Below are 14728 nucleotides of genomic sequence, written 5' to 3'. Positions count from 1 at the left end.
TCTTGACAACGCACCTGAATTATATTCCGACTGGTCGGAATGTAAAGCCTCCCCACCGGGAGAGCCGGGAAGCCGAGGAGACCCACCATGTCCGCCGACACCGCCACCAAGGCCGCCTTCGACTGGGCCGATCCCTTCGACCTCGACGGGCAGCTCACCGAAGAGGAGCGGCTCGTCCGCGACACGGCGCGCAACTATTCCCAGGAGAAGCTGCTCCCCCGCGTCACCTCCGCCTTCCTGGACGAGCGCTTCGACCGCGAGATCATGAACGAGATGGGCGAACTGGGCCTGCTCGGCCCGACCATCCCGGAGACCTATGGCGGTGCCGGCCTCGGCTATGTGTCCTACGGCCTCGCCGCCCGCGAGGTGGAGCGGGTGGACAGCGGCTATCGCTCGGCCATGAGCGTGCAGTCCTCCCTCGTCATGCATCCCATCTATGCCTATGGCGACGAAGCCCAGCGCAAGAAGTACCTGCCCAAGCTCGCCACCGGCGAATGGGTGGGCTGCTTCGGCCTGACCGAGCCAGACGCCGGCTCCGACCCCGCCGGCATGCGCACCCGTGCCGAGAAGATCGACGGTGGCTACCGCCTCACCGGCGGCAAGATGTGGATCACCAATTCCCCCATCGCCGACCTCGCCGTGGTGTGGGCCAAGTCCGCCGCCCATGGGGATGCCATTCGTGGCTTCATCGTGGAGCGGGGAACCAAGGGCTTCTCAACCCCCAAGATCGAGAAGAAGCTCTCGCTGCGCGCCTCCGTCACCGGCGAGATCGTGCTGGAGGGCGCCGAGATTCCGGAGGAGAACCTGCTGCCCAACGTGGCCGGTCTGAAGGGTCCGTTCGGCTGCCTCAACCGCGCCCGCTACGGCATCGGCTGGGGCGCCATGGGCGCGGCGGAAGCCTGCCTTGCCGCCGCTCGCCAATACACGCTGGATCGCAAGCAGTTCGGCAAGCCGCTCGCCGCGACGCAGCTGGTGCAGAAGAAGCTGGCGGACATGTCCACCGACATTGCCTTCGGCCTCCAGGCCTGCCTGCGCGCCGGGCGCCTGTTCGACGAGGGTCGCCTCTCGCCGGAGACCATCTCCTACATCAAGCGCAACAATTGCGGTAAGGCGCTGGACATCGCCCGCGTCGCCCGCGACATGCATGGGGGCAACGGCATCTCCGCCGAATTCCATGTGATCCGCCATGCGGTGAACCTGGAGACCGTCAACACCTATGAGGGCACCCACGACATCCACGCCCTCATCATCGGCCGCGCCATCACCGGCATCCAGGCCTTCTTCTGAGCCTCTCCCCCTCCGGCGCACCGGCGCCGGAGGGGCTTTCCGACCAGTCCCGCCCTCATCGAGACCCGATCATGACGCTCCCCCTCGCCGGCATCCGCGTGCTGGAACTCGCCCGAATCCTCGCCGGTCCCTGGGCGGGCCAGGCGCTGGCGGATCTTGGGGCCGAGGTGGTGAAGGTGGAGCGGCCGGGCGCCGGTGATGACACCCGCAGCTGGGGCCCTCCCTTCCTCACCGGCGCCGATGGTGAGGGACTGGGCGCGGCCTATTTCCATGCCACCAACCGGGGCAAGAAGTCGGTGGCGCTCGATTTCGACACCCCGGAAGGCCAAGCCGCCATCCGCGCGCTTGCCGCCCGCTCGGACGTGGTGATCGAGAATTTCAAGCTGGGCGGTCTCAAGAAGTATGGGCTCGACTATGAGAGCCTGAAGGCGGTCAATCCGCGCCTCGTCTATTGCTCCATCACCGGCTTCGGCCAGGACGGCCCCTATGCCCCCCGGGCCGGCTATGACTTCCTGGTGCAGGGCATGGGCGGCATCATGGACCTGACCGGCGCGCCCGACGGCGAGCCGCAGAAGGTGGGCGTCGCCTTCGCCGACATCTTCACCGGCCTTTATGCCACCATCGGCATCCTCGCCGCCTTGCGCCGCCGCGAGGCCACGGGCGTCGGCGGCCATGTGGACATGGCGCTGCTGGACACCCAGGTGAGCGTGCTGGCCAACCAGGCCATGAACTATCTCGCCTCCGGCAAGGCGCCGCGGCGCATGGGCAATGCCCATCCCAACATCGTGCCCTACCAGGTCTTCCCCGCCGCCGATGGCCATCTGATCGTGGCGGTGGGCAATGACGGACAATATGCCCGCTTCTGCACGGTACTCGGCGCGCCGGAGCTGGCCATCGACCCGCGCTACCTCACCAATGCCGACCGGGTCGCCAACCGGGCCGACCTGACCGCCCATCTTGCCCGCCTCACGGCGACCTTTGCCCGCGACGACCTTCTGGCGAAGCTGGAGAAGGTCGGCGTGCCCGGCGGTCCCATCAACACCGTCGCCCAGGTCTTCGACGATCCCCAGGTGATCCATCGCGGCCTCCAGGCGGCGCTGGCGGAGGCCGGTGGCGGCACGGTTCCGGCGGTGGCGAGCCCCATCGTCCTCGACGGCACGCGCATGGTGGCCCCCACCGCCAGCCCGCGCCTCGGCGCCCATACGGACGAAGTGCTCGCCGCGCTGGCGGAGCCCTCCAAGGAGCCCTCCAAGTCGTGATGTTCCCGGCCGGCCACCCTTGGCCGGCCCCTTGCCATAAGTTCCAGGCGGCGCCCGGCGCCGAACAGGGAGTTGCCCATGACCAGCCAGCCCGCCCCCCGTACCGGCGGCCAATTGATCGTAGACCAGCTTCTCGCCCAGGGCGTCGAGCACATCACCTGCGTGCCCGGCGAGAGCTATCTGGCGGTGCTGGACGCGCTGCATGATGCGTCCATCGATGTCATGGTCTGCCGCAATGAGGGCGGCGCGGCCATGATGGCGGAAGCCTATGGCAAGCTCACCGGCCGGCCCGGCATCTGCTTCGTCACCCGCGGCCCAGGCGCCACCAATGCCAGCCCCGGCCTCCACATCGCCGCCCAGGATTCCACCCCACTCATCCTGTTCGTGGGCCAGGTGGAGCGCGGCATGAAGGAGCGCGAAGCGTTCCAGGAGCTGGACTATCGCGCCGTGTTCGGCTCCATCGCCAAGTGGGTGGTGGAGATCGAGGATGCCGCCCGCATTCCCGAACTGGTGGCCCGTGCCTTCCGCATCTCCATGCAGGGTCGCCCCGGCCCGGTGGTCATCGCCCTGCCGGAGGATGTGCTCACCGACATGGCGGCCGTGGTGGACGCGCCCTATGTGGAACCCGTCGCCCCCGCGCCCGAGCCCGCCGACATGGCCCGCTTCGAGCAGATGCTGGCCCATGCGCAGCGCCCGCTCTTCATCCTCGGCGGCACCCGCTGGACGCCCGAGGCCAAGGCCGCCTTCGCCGCCTTCGCGGCGGCCCGTGGCCTGCCGGTGACCACCTCCTTCCGCCGCGCCGATCTCTTCCCCGCCGAGCATCCCTGCTATGTGGGCGATGTGGGCATCTCGCCCAACCCCAAGCTCGCCGAGCGGGTGAAGAGCGCCGACCTGCTGGTGCTGGTGGGCGCCCGCATGTCGGAGATGCCCTCCTCCTCCTACACGCTGATCGACATTCCCGTGCCCGGCCAGCGGCTCGTCCATGTGCATCCCGGTGCCGAGGAACTGGGCCGTGTCTACCAGCCGGAACTCGCCATCGAGGCGACGCCGGCGAGCTTCGTGCGGGCCCTGGAGCGCCTCGCCCCCGCTCTGCCAGGCCCGTGGGAAGCGCAGACGCAGGTCGCCCGCGCCGAGTATCTGGCCTGGACCGACAAGGCGCCCGCTCTGCCCGGCCCGTTCCAATATGGCGAGGCCATGGTGTGGCTGCGCGACACGCTGCCGGCGGACACCATCATCTGCAATGGCGCCGGCAATTACGCCACCTGGATCCACCGCTTCTATCGCTTCCGCTCCGGTGCGGCGCAGTTGGCGCCCACCTCCGGCTCCATGGGCTATGGCGTGCCGGCGGCGGTGATGGCCAAGCGGCATTTCCCGGAGCGCACCGTGGTGGCCTTTGCCGGTGACGGCTGCTTCCTGATGAACGGGCAGGAATTCGCCACCGCCGTCCAATATGGCATTCCGCTCATTGTGGTGGTGCTGGACAATGGCATGTTCGGCACCATCCGCATGCACCAGGAGCGGGAATATCCCGGCCGCGTCTCGGCCACCCGCCTCGTCAATCCCGACTTCGTGGCCTATGCCCGCGCCTTTGGCGGCCATGGCGAACTGGTGGAGCGCACCGAGGACTTCGCCCCCGCCTTCAAGCGGGCGCAGGAGAGCGGCCTGCCGGCCATCCTGCATTGCCGGCTCGATCCCGAGGCCATCACCCCCGCCCGCAGCCTGACCGCCATTCGCGAGCAGGCTTTGGCGGCCAAGGGCTGAGACGTATTACCCGGCGGGCGCTGCGCCCGCCCAGGCGGCGAGGAGGCGGCGCGCCTCCTCGTCCGGTCGCGAAGCCCGCATGACGCCGCCCATCACCGCGATGCCGGCGACGCCCGCTGACCGGCACACCGCCACGTTGGACGGTTCGATCCCGCCCAGCGCCAGCAACGGCACCTTGCAGAGCCCCGCCAGCCGGGCGAGGCCCGCCGGCTCCAAAGCCGGGCCATAGCCGGGCTTCGACTGCGTCAGGAAGGCCGGCCCCGCCACCACATAATCGACCATGCCGGGCACGGCCCGCGCCGCTTCGTCCGGCCCGTGCACGGACTGGCCGATGAGCGCCTCCGGCCCCAGCAGCGCCCGGGCCGCGGCTGCATCGCCGTTCGCCGGCAGATGGACACCATCCGCCCCCGCCGCCATCGCCAGTTCAGCCGAACCGTGCAGCAGCACGCGGGCGCCGAAGGGCGCGGCGGTCTTCTTCAGGTCGGCGAGCAGATCCTTCTGCTCGGCCTCGCCCAAGTCCTTTTCCCGCAGGCTGATCCACCGCACGCCGCCGGCGCAAGCGGCGGCCACGACCTCACCCAGCGGCGCCCGCGCCTGGCTCCGGTCGGTGATGAGCAGCACCGGCGGATCGGGCAGGCGAGCAGGCGCCATGGATCAGGAACCCACCAGGCCGAATTCGGGGCTGGAGGCTTCCGCGTGGGTCTTCTTGGGGATGCGCCCCGACAGCCGGGCGAGGCGCCCGCCCTCCACCGCGTGGCGGAAGGCGGCGGCCATGCGCACGGGATCATGGGCCTTGGACACCGCCGTGTTCAGGAGCACGGCGGAGCAGCCCAGCTCCATGGCCTGCGCGGCATCCGAGGCGGTGCCGATGCCCGCATCCAGCACCACCGGCACCGGCGAGCGGGCGCAGATGAGTTCGATCATGTGCGGGTTGGCGATGCCAAGGCCGGTGCCGATCATGGAGCCCAAGGGCATGACGGTGGCGGCGCCCAGGTCCGCCAGCTTCTGGCAGGTGACCGGATCGTCATTGCAATAAGGCAGGACCACGAAGCCCGACTGGACCAATTGCTCGGTGGCTTTCAGCAGCTCTTCCACATTGGGATAGAGCAGCTCCCGGTCGCCGATCACCTCCAGCTTGACCCAATTGGTCTCCAGCGCCTCGCGCGCAAGCTCGGCGGTCAGCACCGCGTCCTTCGCGGTCTGGCAGCCGGCGGTGTTGGGCAGGATATGGACGCGGCCGGTGAGGAGGTCCGTGAGGCTTTCCTCATAGCCGGCAAGGCTCATGCGCCGGATGGAGGCGGTGGCCATCTCGGAGCCCGAGGCGGCGAGCGCGTCCAGGAACACCTTCTGGTTGGGATAGCCCGCCGTGCCCAGGAACAGGCGCGAGGTGAAGGTGCGGTCGGCAATGACGAGGGGATCGGACAGGGTGCTCATATTTTTTATCCCGGGTAGCGCTCAGCCACCCTGCTTGGCCTGGATGATCTCGACCGCGTCGCCGGTGGCGAGCGGGTGGGCGGCCCAGCGGGCACGAGGCACAACGGAGCCGTTCACCGCTACCGCGATGCCCTTGCGGGCCGGGTCGACGCCCTTGGCGTCGAGGAGGGCGGAGACGGTGTCCACCGGCAGGGCCTCGGCCGCGCCGTTGATCTTCAGGCTGATGGGGTTCGTCGCAGGCATGGCTACTCCGCCGCGGCGCGAGGGGTGAAACGGTCGACGCCGAACGGCGCCGCCAGCGGATCGGCCCGGCCCTCCAGCACCAGGTCGACAATGACCTTGGTGGTGACGGGCAGAAGCAGGATGCCGTTGCGGTGGTGGCCGGTGGCGTGGATGAGGCCCGGCACGCCGGAGGCGCCGAGAATGGGGGCATCGTCGCGGCTGCCGGGGCGGAATCCGACCCATTGCTCCAGGATGGGCAATTCCTCGATGGTGGGCACCGCCCGCCAGGCATGGGTGAGCAACGCCAATTGGCCGCCGGCGGTGAGGGTGGTGTCGAAGCCCTTCTCCTCCACCGTGGCGCCGAGGATGAGCCGGCCATCCTTGCGGGGCACCATATAGATGCCCGGCCCCCACACCACATGGGTGAGCACGGGATTGGCCGGGTCCATCTGGAGGGACAGCATCTGCCCCTTCACCGGCCGCACCGGCAAGGGCGCGGCGGGCGCGATGGTGATGCTGCGCGACCAGGCGCCGGCGGCGAGGATGACCACATCAGCCTCATGCAGCCGGCCGCCGATGCGCACGCCGCGCGCCACGCCGCCGGCGCTTTCCACGGCGTCCACGGGCATGTGCTCGTGAATGCGGGCACCGGCCTTTTCCGCCGCCACCTTCAGAGCGGCGGCCACCTGCCGGTTGTCGGCCTGATGGTCTTCCGGGCACCAGAGCGCGCCGGCAAGGCGGGTGTTGAGATAGGGCTCGCGGCGCCGCGCCTCGGCGGCGGTCAGCCACTCCACCGGCAAGTCATGCTTGCGATGAAGCGTGTGCTGATGGCGCAGCTTGCCGGCATCGTCGGCATTGAGCGCCACCACCAGGGTGCCGCTTTCCCGATAGCCCACGTCCTGGCCGCTGGCCGCCTCAAGATCGGCGGCAAAGCCGGGCCACAGGAGCTGGCTCTCGCGGTTCAGGGCGAGCAGGTCTTCCTCGCCCGGCTCCAGCTCGGCGCAGGCGGCGAGCATGCCGGCGGCGGCATGGCTGGCGCCCTGGCCGGCGACGCCGGCATCGAAGAGATCCACGCTGGCCCCCGCTTGTGCAAGGCGCCAGCCGATGGCAAGGCCGATCACGCCCGCGCCGATGATGGCGATGCGGGGGCGGTCGGCGGGGACAGAATTAAAGGACGACAAGCCTTGGCTCATCGGCTCCTCCCTACGCTGGAATGACCCAGACAGGTTCGATGGGTATGATCTCAGCCGCGCATGATGCGCGGCACCCCAGGCCGTTGCGACAGTATCGCGCGATGCCCCTTCGACGGCAAGGGAAACCGACCGGCCGGCCCGCGCGGTGAGGCCGCACCGGCCCGGCGCCCCTTCCCACCTGCCCGCTCTAGCTTGGGCCGGGCGGAAGGGCAATGGCGGCGGTGCGGATCGACAGGGGCAATCGTTCCCCCTATGTTCTCGCCCACAGGAGGATTCGCCATGAAGCTTTATTGGGCCCCCCACAGCCGCGCCTTCCGCACCCTCTGGCTGCTGGAGGAATCCGGCCTGCCCTATGAACGCGAGCTGGTGCCGCTGGGCAGCGCGCGCCTCAAGAGCGCGGAATACCGGGCCATCAATCCCATGATGAAGGTGCCCGCCTTGGAGGACGGCCCGGCCCGCCTCGCCGAGAGCGGCGCCATCTGCGCCTATGTGGCGGATCTCGCGCCCGACGGGCGCCTTGCGCCTGGTATCGGCGATCCCGCCCGCGGACCCTATCTGCACTGGATGTTCTTCGATGCCGCCTGCATGGAATCCGCCTTCGTGGAGCGGATGGCGGGCGTCGCCATTCCCCCGCGCTCGGCCGGCTGGGGCAGCTTCGACCAGGTCATGGGCGTGCTGGAGGACCAGTTGGCCACCGGGCCGTGGGTGCTGGGCGAGCGCTTTTCCGCCGCCGACATCATGCTGGGCATGAGCCTGTGGTACGGCATGCACCTGCTCAAGCTGGTGAAGGATCGGCCGGTGCTGGAGGCCTATGTGGCCCGCTGCGTCGCCCGCCCCGCCTTCCAGCGCGCCGAGGCCATCGAGGCGGAAGGCCTTACGGAACTGGAGAAGGCCGCCAGCGCCTGAGCCGGGCCTTGCGGCGCGGGGCCGGAAGGCGTTTAGAGTCTGACCATGCTGCCCTTCCGCCCGCTCCTGCGCCGCATCACCCATGGCCTGACCCTTGGCGTTCGCACCATCGTGCGGGACGAGGACGGCCATGTGCTGCTGGTCCGCCACGGCTATGCGCCCGGCTGGCATTTGCCGGGCGGCGGCGTGGATGCGGGCGAGAGTGCGGAGGCCGCCGCGCGGCGGGAATTGCTGGAGGAGACCAACGTCTCCGCCACCGCGCCGCTTGTGCTGCACGGCCTCTATTTCAATGCCCGCTTCGGTGGCCGCGACCATGTGGCCTGCTTCCTCGTGCCCGCCTTCTCCCGTGGCCCCACCCCCAAGCCCAATGCGGAAATCCGCGAGATCGCCTTCTTCCCCCTCGAAGCGCCGCCCGCCGACACCTCCCCCGGCACCGCCCGTCGCCTTGCGGAAGTGCGGGGCGAAATGGAGCGGACGGATCGGTGGTGAGGGGGCCTGATCTTGCGGCGTCCGGCGCCCTCCCTGTTCCCCCTCGCCCCCCTCCCTAACCCTCCCCCGCCTTGCGGGAGAGGGGACTTTCGTGCGCTTGGCGGGACGCTGGCTCTGCTCTGCCTCAGCGTCTGTCATCCCAACCTCTCCCCCGGCGGAACCGGCCCCCTCTCCCGCGAAGCGGGGGAGGGTTGGGGAGGGGGAGTGGCGGACGGTGAAGCGTCCTCTTCCCCCAAAGCTGCGTCCTGCCCCGGCCCTCTACCCCCTCCCTATCCCTCCCCCGCCTTGCGGGAGAGGGGACTTTGGTGCGCCCGGTCGGGGCGGTGGCTCTGCTCTGCCTCGGCGTCTGTCATCCCAACCTCTCCCCCGGCGGAACCGGCCCCCTCTCCCGCAAAGCGGGGGAGGGTTGGGGAGGGGGCCAAGACGCAACGCCGCACTCATGCGCGCCCCTCTGACGCCCCCAGCACCTTCATCCCCCGGCCGCTCCCGCATCCCTCCACCCCTGCCTTTGGCGGGGATGTTGGTGCTGGGGCGTCAGAGGGGCGAGCTTGCTCGTGGCGTCGCGTCCTTGCCCCCTCCCCCACCCTCCCCCGCTTTGCGGGAGAGGGGGCCTGTCCCGCTGGGGAGAGGCCGAGATGCCGACGCCGGAGCAGAGCAGAGCCACCGCCCGGCCCAAGCGCACCAAAGTCCCCTCTCCCGCAAAGCGGGGGAGGGATAGGGAGGGGAAAAGGCGGCGGACGGTGGGAGCAAAGGTCAGGCGCCTTCGCACGGCGGACCCGGCCCACGAGCCCCCGGCACGGAGACCATTAAAGCTGTTTGAAATGTAGCACTCAGCGCAGGCCGGCCAAGGACATGCCCGGTCGGACGATCGGGCGGGCCCTCCCCGGCTGTCATGCCCGGGCTTGTCCCGGGCATCCACGGCTCTCCCTTAAGTCCGTCCTTGCGGAGCCCCGTGGATGGCCGGAACCCGCATGTGTGCGGGTTCCGAGACGAGGGGCGCACGTCGTCAACAGACGACTTGCGGGACAAGCCCGGCCATTACGGTCAGGCGAGCGCGTGGCGCCGATCTTGACCCGGAGGCGCCTGACACCCGCGGACGCGCAGTGCCATCGCAGCCACGCCCATGCCAAGCCAACCCGACCGCCAGCCCAATCAGGCCGGCTCGGTCTCCGCCGTGGGCTCTTCCAGGGAGCGGACGCGGTCCACCACCGCCTTCTGCACCTTCTCGAAGGCGCGCACCTCGATCTGGCGGACGCGCTCGCGGGAGACGCCGAATTCGGCGGCCAGTTCTTCCAGGGTCACCGGGTCCTCGGCGAGGCGGCGGGCCTCGAAGATGCGACGCTCGCGGTCATTGAGCACGGACAGCGCGCCGGCCAGAGCCGTGCGGCGATTGTCCATCTCCTCCTGCTCGGCGAGCGCGTTTTCCTGGTCATCGCGCTCGTCCACCAGCCAGTCCTGCCACTCACCGCTGTCGCCATCGTCGCGCAGCGGGGCGTTCAGGGAGGCGTCGCCGCCGAGGCGGCGGTTCATCTCCACCACCTCGTCCTCGGTGACGCCCAGCTTGGTGGCGATCTGCTTGACCTGGTCGGGGCGCAGGTCGCCCTCCTCCAGCGCCGAGATCTGGCTCTTGGCCTTGCGCAGGTTGAAGAACAGCTTCTTCTGCGCCGCCGTGGTGCCCATCTTCACGAGGCTCCACGACCGCAAGATATATTCTTGAATCGAGGCGCGGATCCACCACATGGCATAAGTGGCGAGGCGGAAGCCCTTGTCGGGCTCGAACCGCTTCACCGCCTGCATGAGGCCCACATTGCCCTCGGAGATCACTTCGGAAATGGGCAGGCCATAGCCGCGATAGCCCATGGCGATCTTCGCCACGAGGCGCAGATGGCTGGTGACGAGCCGATGGGCCGCATCGCGATCCCCATGCTCGCGCCAGCTCTTGGCCAGCATATATTCCTCCTGCGGCTCCAACATGGGGAACCGCCGGATCTCCTCGAGATAGCGCGACAGACCGCCCTCTGCGGACGGAATGGGCATGTGGCGTGCCGTGGCCATGAAAGGCCTCCTTCCCTCGTGGCCCTCGACGCGAGCAGCCACACACGCTGCCGCGAGACGCCGGCAGCGAAAGCGCATCATATCTTCCATAACGGCATTGCGAAAGATTGGATCCCCGGCGCGGGAAGGCCTTGTCCGTTCACGTCGGCGCGACCCAAGGTGGTAGCCGGAGGCGCCTCACCCGGCCCGCAGCGCCGTCTCCAGGGCGGCGAGATCCGCCGGCAATTCGCTGTCGAAGCCCATCACCTCGCCGGTGGCGGGGTGGGCAAAGCCCAGATGCGCGGCGTGCAGCGCCTGCCGGTCCAGCGCCTTCAGCATGGCCTGCGCCGCCTCCGGAAGGCGGGACATCTTGGTGCGGAAGCCCGCCCCATAGACCTCGTCGCCCAGAAGGGGATGCCCGATATGGGCCATGTGGACGCGGATCTGGTGGGTGCGCCCGGTCTCCAGGTGGCATTCCACCAGGCTGGCCACCACCTCGCCCGAGGCATCGAGGAAGGTCTCGATGAGCCGCCAATGGGTGATGGCCTCCCGCCCTGAGGTCCGCACCGCCATCTTCTGGCGGTTGGTGGCATGGCGGTCGATGGGCGCGTCCACCGTGCCGCGATGCTCCGGCGCGCCCCACACGAACGCCAGATAGGCGCGGGTCAGGTCGCCGGTGCGGCCATGGTCGGCGAACTGGGCGGCCAAGTGCTTGTGGGCGGCATCGGTCTTGGCCACCACCAGGAGGCCCGACGTGTCCTTGTCCAGCCGGTGCACGATGCCCGGCCGCCGCACGCCACCAATGCCGGAGAGGCTGTCCCCGCAATGGTGCAGCAAAGCGTTGACCAGCGTGCCATCCCAATGGCCGGGCGCGGGATGCACCACCAGGCCGGCGGGCTTGTCGATCACGATCAGGTGGGCATCCTCGTGCACCACGTTGAGCGGGATGTCCTGCGGCACCGGTTCGGCGGGCTCGGGCGCCGGCACGGCCACGGTGAGCACGTCGCCGGCATTGACCCGCTCGGCCGCGTCTCCTACCACTCGCTCGCCGTTCCGCACGCGGCCGTCCGCCACCAGCCGCTGGAGGCGGGTGCGGCTGAGGTCCGGCAGGCGGCCGGCAAGGAAACGGTCCGTTCGGGACCCCGCATCGGCGGGCTCGACCGTGACCGCGACGGTCTCCGCTCCGGCGGCGTCCCCGTCTTGTGCGAGGTCGCAGGCGAAGTCATCGTCCGCGTCGAAGCCGGGTCCACGCACCACAGGTCCACTCACGTCAGGCTCTTTCATGTTCAACCGTCCGCTCGAACCCGACACCCAGGAGCCCCTCACGCCCGAACAGGAGCGGGTGCTGCGCAAGGTGCGCCGCTTCTCCATGGTCTCGGGCCTGATCATGGTGCTGGGTCTGGCATCCGTGTTCGGCGTCATTGCCTATCGCATGCTCCGCGACAAGGTGGCCAGCCCCGGCGAGATCACCACCACCTTGCCCAAGGGCGCGGAGGTCGTCTCCACGGCGGTCAGCGGCGATACCCTGGTGCTGACCCTGAAAGTGGGCGGCACGGTGGAAATCCGCACCTTCCGCCTCGACACCCTCGCCCCGACGGGCCGCCTGAAGTTCGCCGTGGAGCCCTGAACCAAAGCCCCACCTGCGCCGTAACTGCCCTCACCGGCCCGCTTGAGGCCGCATGAGGGCTGACGATGGCAGGCAAGGTGCTCATTTATGGCGGCAGCGGCGGCATTGGCGCGGCCCTGGCCCGGACGCTGAAGGCCAAGGGCTTCGGTCTGCATCTGGTGGGGCGGGACGCCGCGCGCCTCGCCGCCGTGGCAGATGAGACCGGCGCCACCAGCACGCAGGGCGACGTCACCGACGAAACCCTCTTCCCCCGCGCCGCGGCGGAGGCGGGGCCGGCGCTGGCCGGCCTTGCCTATGCGGTGGGCTCCATCACCCTGAAGCCCCTGCATCGGGTGTCGGCGGCGGACATCAAGGCGGACTTCTGGCTCAATGCGGGCGCCGCCGCCCTCGCCGTGCAGGCCGCCTTGCCGGCGCTGAAGGCCCATGAGGGCACGGCGAGCGTGGTCCTCTTCTCCTCGGTCGCCGCCCGCCAGGGCTTTGCCGCCCATGTGTCGGTGTCGCTGGCCAAGGGCGCGGTGGAAGGCCTCACCTTGTCTCTGGCGGCCGAGCTTGCCCCCAAGGTTCGGGTGAATGCCATCGCGCCCTCCCTCACCAAGACGCCGCTGGCGGCCTCGCTCACCTCCAGCCCGCAAATGGCCGGCGCCATTGCCGGCCTCCATGCCCTGCCGCGCCTCGGGGAGGCGCAGGACAGCGCGGGGCTCGCCGCCTTCCTCCTGTCGCCGGAGGCGGACTGGATCACCGGCCAGGTCATCGGCGTCGATGGCGGGCGCTCCACCTTGCGCACCAAGGGCTGAGCCATGCCCGGCCCGCGCCCAAAGAGGGTGGAGAAAGCGGATCTGCCCACCCGCATCTGCGCCACCTGCGGCCGGCCCTTCGCCTGGCGGCGCAAATGGAAGGCGGTGTGGGACGAGGTGCGTTATTGCTCCGACCGCTGCCGGGCCAACCGCAATCGCCGGACGGGCGCGCCATGAGCGGCACCTTGCGCTTCCTCCTGGGCGACCAGCTCACGCGCAACCTCACCGCCCTGGACGGCCTCGACCGGGACAAGGACGTGGTGCTGATGGTGGAGGTGGACGAAGAAGCCACCTATGTGCGCCACCACAAGCAGAAGATCGTCTTCCTGCTCTCCGCCATGCGCCATTTCGCGGCGGAGCTTCAGGCGGAAGGCATCGCGGTGGACTATGTGCGCCTCGACGATCCCGCCAATGGCGGCACCTTCGGCGCCGAGCTGGAGCGGGCCATCGCCCGCCACGCGCCCGCACATATCGTCATGACCGAGCCCGGGGAATGGCGGGTGCGCCAGATGATGGAGGATTGGCGGAACGGCCTGCCCGTGCCGCTGGAAATCCGCCCCGACACACGGTTCCTGGCCTCCCACGACGACTTCGCCGCCTGGGCTGGCAGCAAGCGCCAGCTGCGCATGGAATATTTCTACCGCACCCTGCGCCGGCGCACCGGCCTTCTCATGGATGGCGATGAGCCCGCTGGCGGGCGCTGGAACTTCGACCCGGAAAACCGCCGCCGCCTGCCGGACACCTTGCCGCTTCCGGCTCGCCGACGCTTCGCCCCGGACGGGGTGACCCGGGAGGTGATGGCCCTGGTGGAGGCGCGCTACGGCAACCATTTCGGGACGCTGGAGGGCTTCGGCTGGGCGGTGACGCGGGCGGATGCCCTCCAGGCGCTGGACGATTTCATCGCCACCGCCCTGCCCCGCTTCGGCGACTATCAGGATGCCATGAAGGCCGGGGAGGACTTCCTCTTCCACGGCCTCCTCTCGCCTTATCTCAATGCCGGCCTCCTCACGCCCCTTGAGGTGTGCCTGCGGGCGGAGGCGGCCTATGGGGCGGGCGCGGCGCCCCTCAATGGGGTGGAGGGCTTCATCCGGCAGATCCTGGGCTGGCGGGAATTCGTGCGGGGTCTCTATTGGCACGACATGCCCACTTATGCGGACACCAACCATCTCAACGCCCAGCGGGACCTGCCCGACTTCTACTGGACCGGCGAGACGGACATGGCCTGCCTGCGCGCGGTGGTGGATGTCACCCGCCGCACCGCCTATGCGCACCATATCCAGCGCCTGATGGTCACCGGAAACTTCGCGCTTTTGGCGGGCATCGCGCCGCGCCAGGTGGAGGCCTGGTACCTGGCTGTCTATGTGGATGCGTTCGAGTGGGTGGAACTGCCCAATGTCCACGGCATGGTGCTGCATGCCGACGGCGGGCGGCTCGGCTCCAAGCCCTATGCGGCTTCGGGCGCCTATATCAACCGCATGTCGGACTATTGCCGGGGCTGCGCCTATGACCCGGACGTCAAGGAGGGGCCGGGCGCCTGCCCGTTCAACCTCCTCTATTGGACCTTCCTGATGGACCATGCCGGCGCCCTCGCCGGCAATCCCCGCATGGCCATGCCCTATCGCACGCTGGAACGCATGCCCCCGGAGCGCAAGGCGCGCCTCAAGGCGCAGGCGGACGCCTTCCTCGACAGCCTGCCGGCCACGGGGCAATGGTCATGAGGCG

The 14728-nt window shown here is 69.5% G+C and carries 15 protein-coding genes and 1 riboswitch; of the genes, 9 read left to right on the top strand and 6 right to left on the bottom strand.

The features are described 5' to 3' along the window. Positions 1–87: 87 nt before the first annotated feature. From J5J86_RS13635 to J5J86_RS13625, 3 genes are all read left to right on the top strand, one after another. Complete coding sequence (locus J5J86_RS13635; protein WP_209098830.1) at positions 88–1287, top strand: acyl-CoA dehydrogenase; 1200 nt, start codon at positions 88–90, stop codon at positions 1285–1287. 71 nt (positions 1288–1358) lie between these two features. Further along, a complete protein-coding gene (locus tag J5J86_RS13630) occupies positions 1359–2546 on the top strand; it encodes a CaiB/BaiF CoA transferase family protein (protein WP_209098828.1) in 1188 nt (395 codons plus the stop codon). Positions 2547–2624: 78 nt separating this feature from the next. Continuing rightward, positions 2625–4307 (top strand): thiamine pyrophosphate-binding protein, encoded by a 1683-nt coding sequence (locus J5J86_RS13625; RefSeq protein ID WP_209098826.1) that lies wholly within the window; start codon positions 2625–2627, stop codon positions 4305–4307. Between the two features lie 6 nt (positions 4308–4313). Here the strand turns inward: J5J86_RS13625 and J5J86_RS13620 are convergent, their stop codons facing one another. The 4 genes from J5J86_RS13620 to thiO form a co-directional block, all read right to left on the bottom strand. Next, on the bottom strand, positions 4314–4958 hold the full coding sequence (locus tag J5J86_RS13620) for a thiamine phosphate synthase (protein ID WP_209098824.1): 645 nt from the start codon (positions 4956–4958) through the stop codon (positions 4314–4316). 3 nt (positions 4959–4961) lie between these two features. Beyond that, complete coding sequence (gene thiG, locus J5J86_RS13615) at positions 4962–5741, bottom strand: thiazole synthase (protein WP_209098823.1); 780 nt, start codon at positions 5739–5741, stop codon at positions 4962–4964. 21 nt (positions 5742–5762) lie between these two features. Then, positions 5763–5984, bottom strand: a complete 222-nt coding sequence (gene thiS, locus J5J86_RS13610; RefSeq protein ID WP_209098821.1) for a sulfur carrier protein ThiS — start codon at positions 5982–5984, stop codon at positions 5763–5765. 2 nt (positions 5985–5986) lie between these two features. Beyond that, positions 5987–7156: a glycine oxidase ThiO gene (thiO, locus tag J5J86_RS13605; protein WP_209098819.1), complete on the bottom strand. Its 1170-nt coding sequence runs from the start codon at positions 7154–7156 to the stop codon at positions 5987–5989. Continuing rightward, a riboswitch (TPP riboswitch) is annotated at positions 7145–7244 on the bottom strand. It overlaps the preceding gene by 12 nt. Before the next feature lie 191 nt (positions 7245–7435). Between thiO and J5J86_RS13600 the strand changes: the two genes are divergently transcribed. Both J5J86_RS13600 and J5J86_RS13595 read left to right on the top strand, forming a co-directional pair. Beyond that, positions 7436–8062 carry a glutathione S-transferase family protein gene (locus J5J86_RS13600; RefSeq protein WP_209098817.1) on the top strand — a complete coding sequence of 209 codons (627 nt, stop codon included), beginning with the start codon at positions 7436–7438 and terminating at the stop codon, positions 8060–8062. A 45-nt stretch (positions 8063–8107) separates the two neighbouring features. Beyond that, positions 8108–8551, top strand: coding sequence for an NUDIX domain-containing protein (locus tag J5J86_RS13595; protein WP_209098814.1), 444 nt, complete (start codon positions 8108–8110; stop codon positions 8549–8551). Positions 8552–9703: 1152 nt separating this feature from the next. Here J5J86_RS13595 and rpoH read toward each other — a convergent pair. After that, the gene (gene rpoH, locus J5J86_RS13590; protein ID WP_209098811.1) at positions 9704–10606 is read right to left on the bottom strand and encodes an RNA polymerase sigma factor RpoH; all 903 of its coding nucleotides are present in this window, start codon (positions 10604–10606) and stop codon (positions 9704–9706) included. A 177-nt stretch (positions 10607–10783) separates the two neighbouring features. Next, entirely contained in the window at positions 10784–11869 is a 1086-nt protein-coding gene (locus J5J86_RS13585) for an RluA family pseudouridine synthase (protein ID WP_247657594.1), read from the bottom strand. On the opposite strand from J5J86_RS13585, the gene J5J86_RS13580 reads away from it, so the two are divergent. The 4 genes from J5J86_RS13580 to J5J86_RS13565 all read left to right on the top strand — a co-directional run bounded on the left by J5J86_RS13580 (position 11868) and on the right by J5J86_RS13565 (position 14724). Then, positions 11868–12212: a hypothetical protein gene (locus J5J86_RS13580; protein ID WP_209098806.1), complete on the top strand. Its 345-nt coding sequence runs from the start codon at positions 11868–11870 to the stop codon at positions 12210–12212. The two genes, J5J86_RS13585 and J5J86_RS13580, sit on opposite strands and share 2 nt — an antisense overlap. A gap of 65 nt (positions 12213–12277) precedes the next feature. Continuing rightward, entirely contained in the window at positions 12278–13006 is a 729-nt protein-coding gene (locus J5J86_RS13575; protein WP_209098803.1) for an SDR family NAD(P)-dependent oxidoreductase, read from the top strand. A 3-nt stretch (positions 13007–13009) separates the two neighbouring features. After that, on the top strand, positions 13010–13183 hold the full coding sequence (locus J5J86_RS13570; protein ID WP_209098801.1) for a DUF2256 domain-containing protein: 174 nt from the start codon (positions 13010–13012) through the stop codon (positions 13181–13183). Then, a complete protein-coding gene (locus J5J86_RS13565; protein WP_209098798.1) occupies positions 13180–14724 on the top strand; it encodes a cryptochrome/photolyase family protein in 1545 nt (514 codons plus the stop codon). The genes J5J86_RS13570 and J5J86_RS13565 overlap by 4 nt, the downstream gene beginning before the upstream one ends. The last annotated feature ends 4 nt before the right edge of the window (positions 14725–14728 follow it).

The sequence above is a fragment of the Aquabacter sp. L1I39 genome (assembly GCF_017742835.1).
Taxonomy (GTDB): domain Bacteria; phylum Pseudomonadota; class Alphaproteobacteria; order Rhizobiales; family Xanthobacteraceae; genus L1I39.
Note: the sequence above shows the minus strand (reverse complement) of the source record. Positions and strands in the feature narration are given on the sequence as shown.

Bases quoted from the DNA above. Each gene is read 5' to 3' on its own strand.
- J5J86_RS13570 (WP_209098801.1), top strand. From the start codon at position 13,010: ATGCCCGGCCCGCGCCCAAAGAGGGTGGAGAAAGCGGATCTGCCCACC.
- J5J86_RS13630 (WP_209098828.1), top strand. From the start codon at position 1,359: ATGACGCTCCCCCTCGCCGGCATCCGCGTGCTGGAACTCGCCCGAATC.
- thiS (WP_209098821.1), bottom strand. From the start codon at position 5,984: ATGCCTGCGACGAACCCCATCAGCCTGAAGATCAACGGCGCGGCCGAG.
- J5J86_RS13620 (WP_209098824.1), bottom strand. From the start codon at position 4,958: ATGGCGCCTGCTCGCCTGCCCGATCCGCCGGTGCTGCTCATCACCGAC.
- J5J86_RS13600 (WP_209098817.1), top strand. From the start codon at position 7,436: ATGAAGCTTTATTGGGCCCCCCACAGCCGCGCCTTCCGCACCCTCTGG.
- J5J86_RS13635 (WP_209098830.1), top strand. From the start codon at position 88: ATGTCCGCCGACACCGCCACCAAGGCCGCCTTCGACTGGGCCGATCCC.
- J5J86_RS13585 (WP_247657594.1), bottom strand. From the start codon at position 11,869: ATGAAAGAGCCTGACGTGAGTGGACCTGTGGTGCGTGGACCCGGCTTC.
- J5J86_RS13565 (WP_209098798.1), top strand. From the start codon at position 13,180: ATGAGCGGCACCTTGCGCTTCCTCCTGGGCGACCAGCTCACGCGCAAC.
- rpoH (WP_209098811.1), bottom strand. From the start codon at position 10,606: ATGGCCACGGCACGCCACATGCCCATTCCGTCCGCAGAGGGCGGTCTG.
- J5J86_RS13580 (WP_209098806.1), top strand. From the start codon at position 11,868: ATGTTCAACCGTCCGCTCGAACCCGACACCCAGGAGCCCCTCACGCCC.
- J5J86_RS13625 (WP_209098826.1), top strand. From the start codon at position 2,625: ATGACCAGCCAGCCCGCCCCCCGTACCGGCGGCCAATTGATCGTAGAC.
- J5J86_RS13575 (WP_209098803.1), top strand. From the start codon at position 12,278: ATGGCAGGCAAGGTGCTCATTTATGGCGGCAGCGGCGGCATTGGCGCG.
- thiG (WP_209098823.1), bottom strand. From the start codon at position 5,741: ATGAGCACCCTGTCCGATCCCCTCGTCATTGCCGACCGCACCTTCACC.
- J5J86_RS13595 (WP_209098814.1), top strand. From the start codon at position 8,108: ATGCTGCCCTTCCGCCCGCTCCTGCGCCGCATCACCCATGGCCTGACC.
- thiO (WP_209098819.1), bottom strand. From the start codon at position 7,156: ATGAGCCAAGGCTTGTCGTCCTTTAATTCTGTCCCCGCCGACCGCCCC.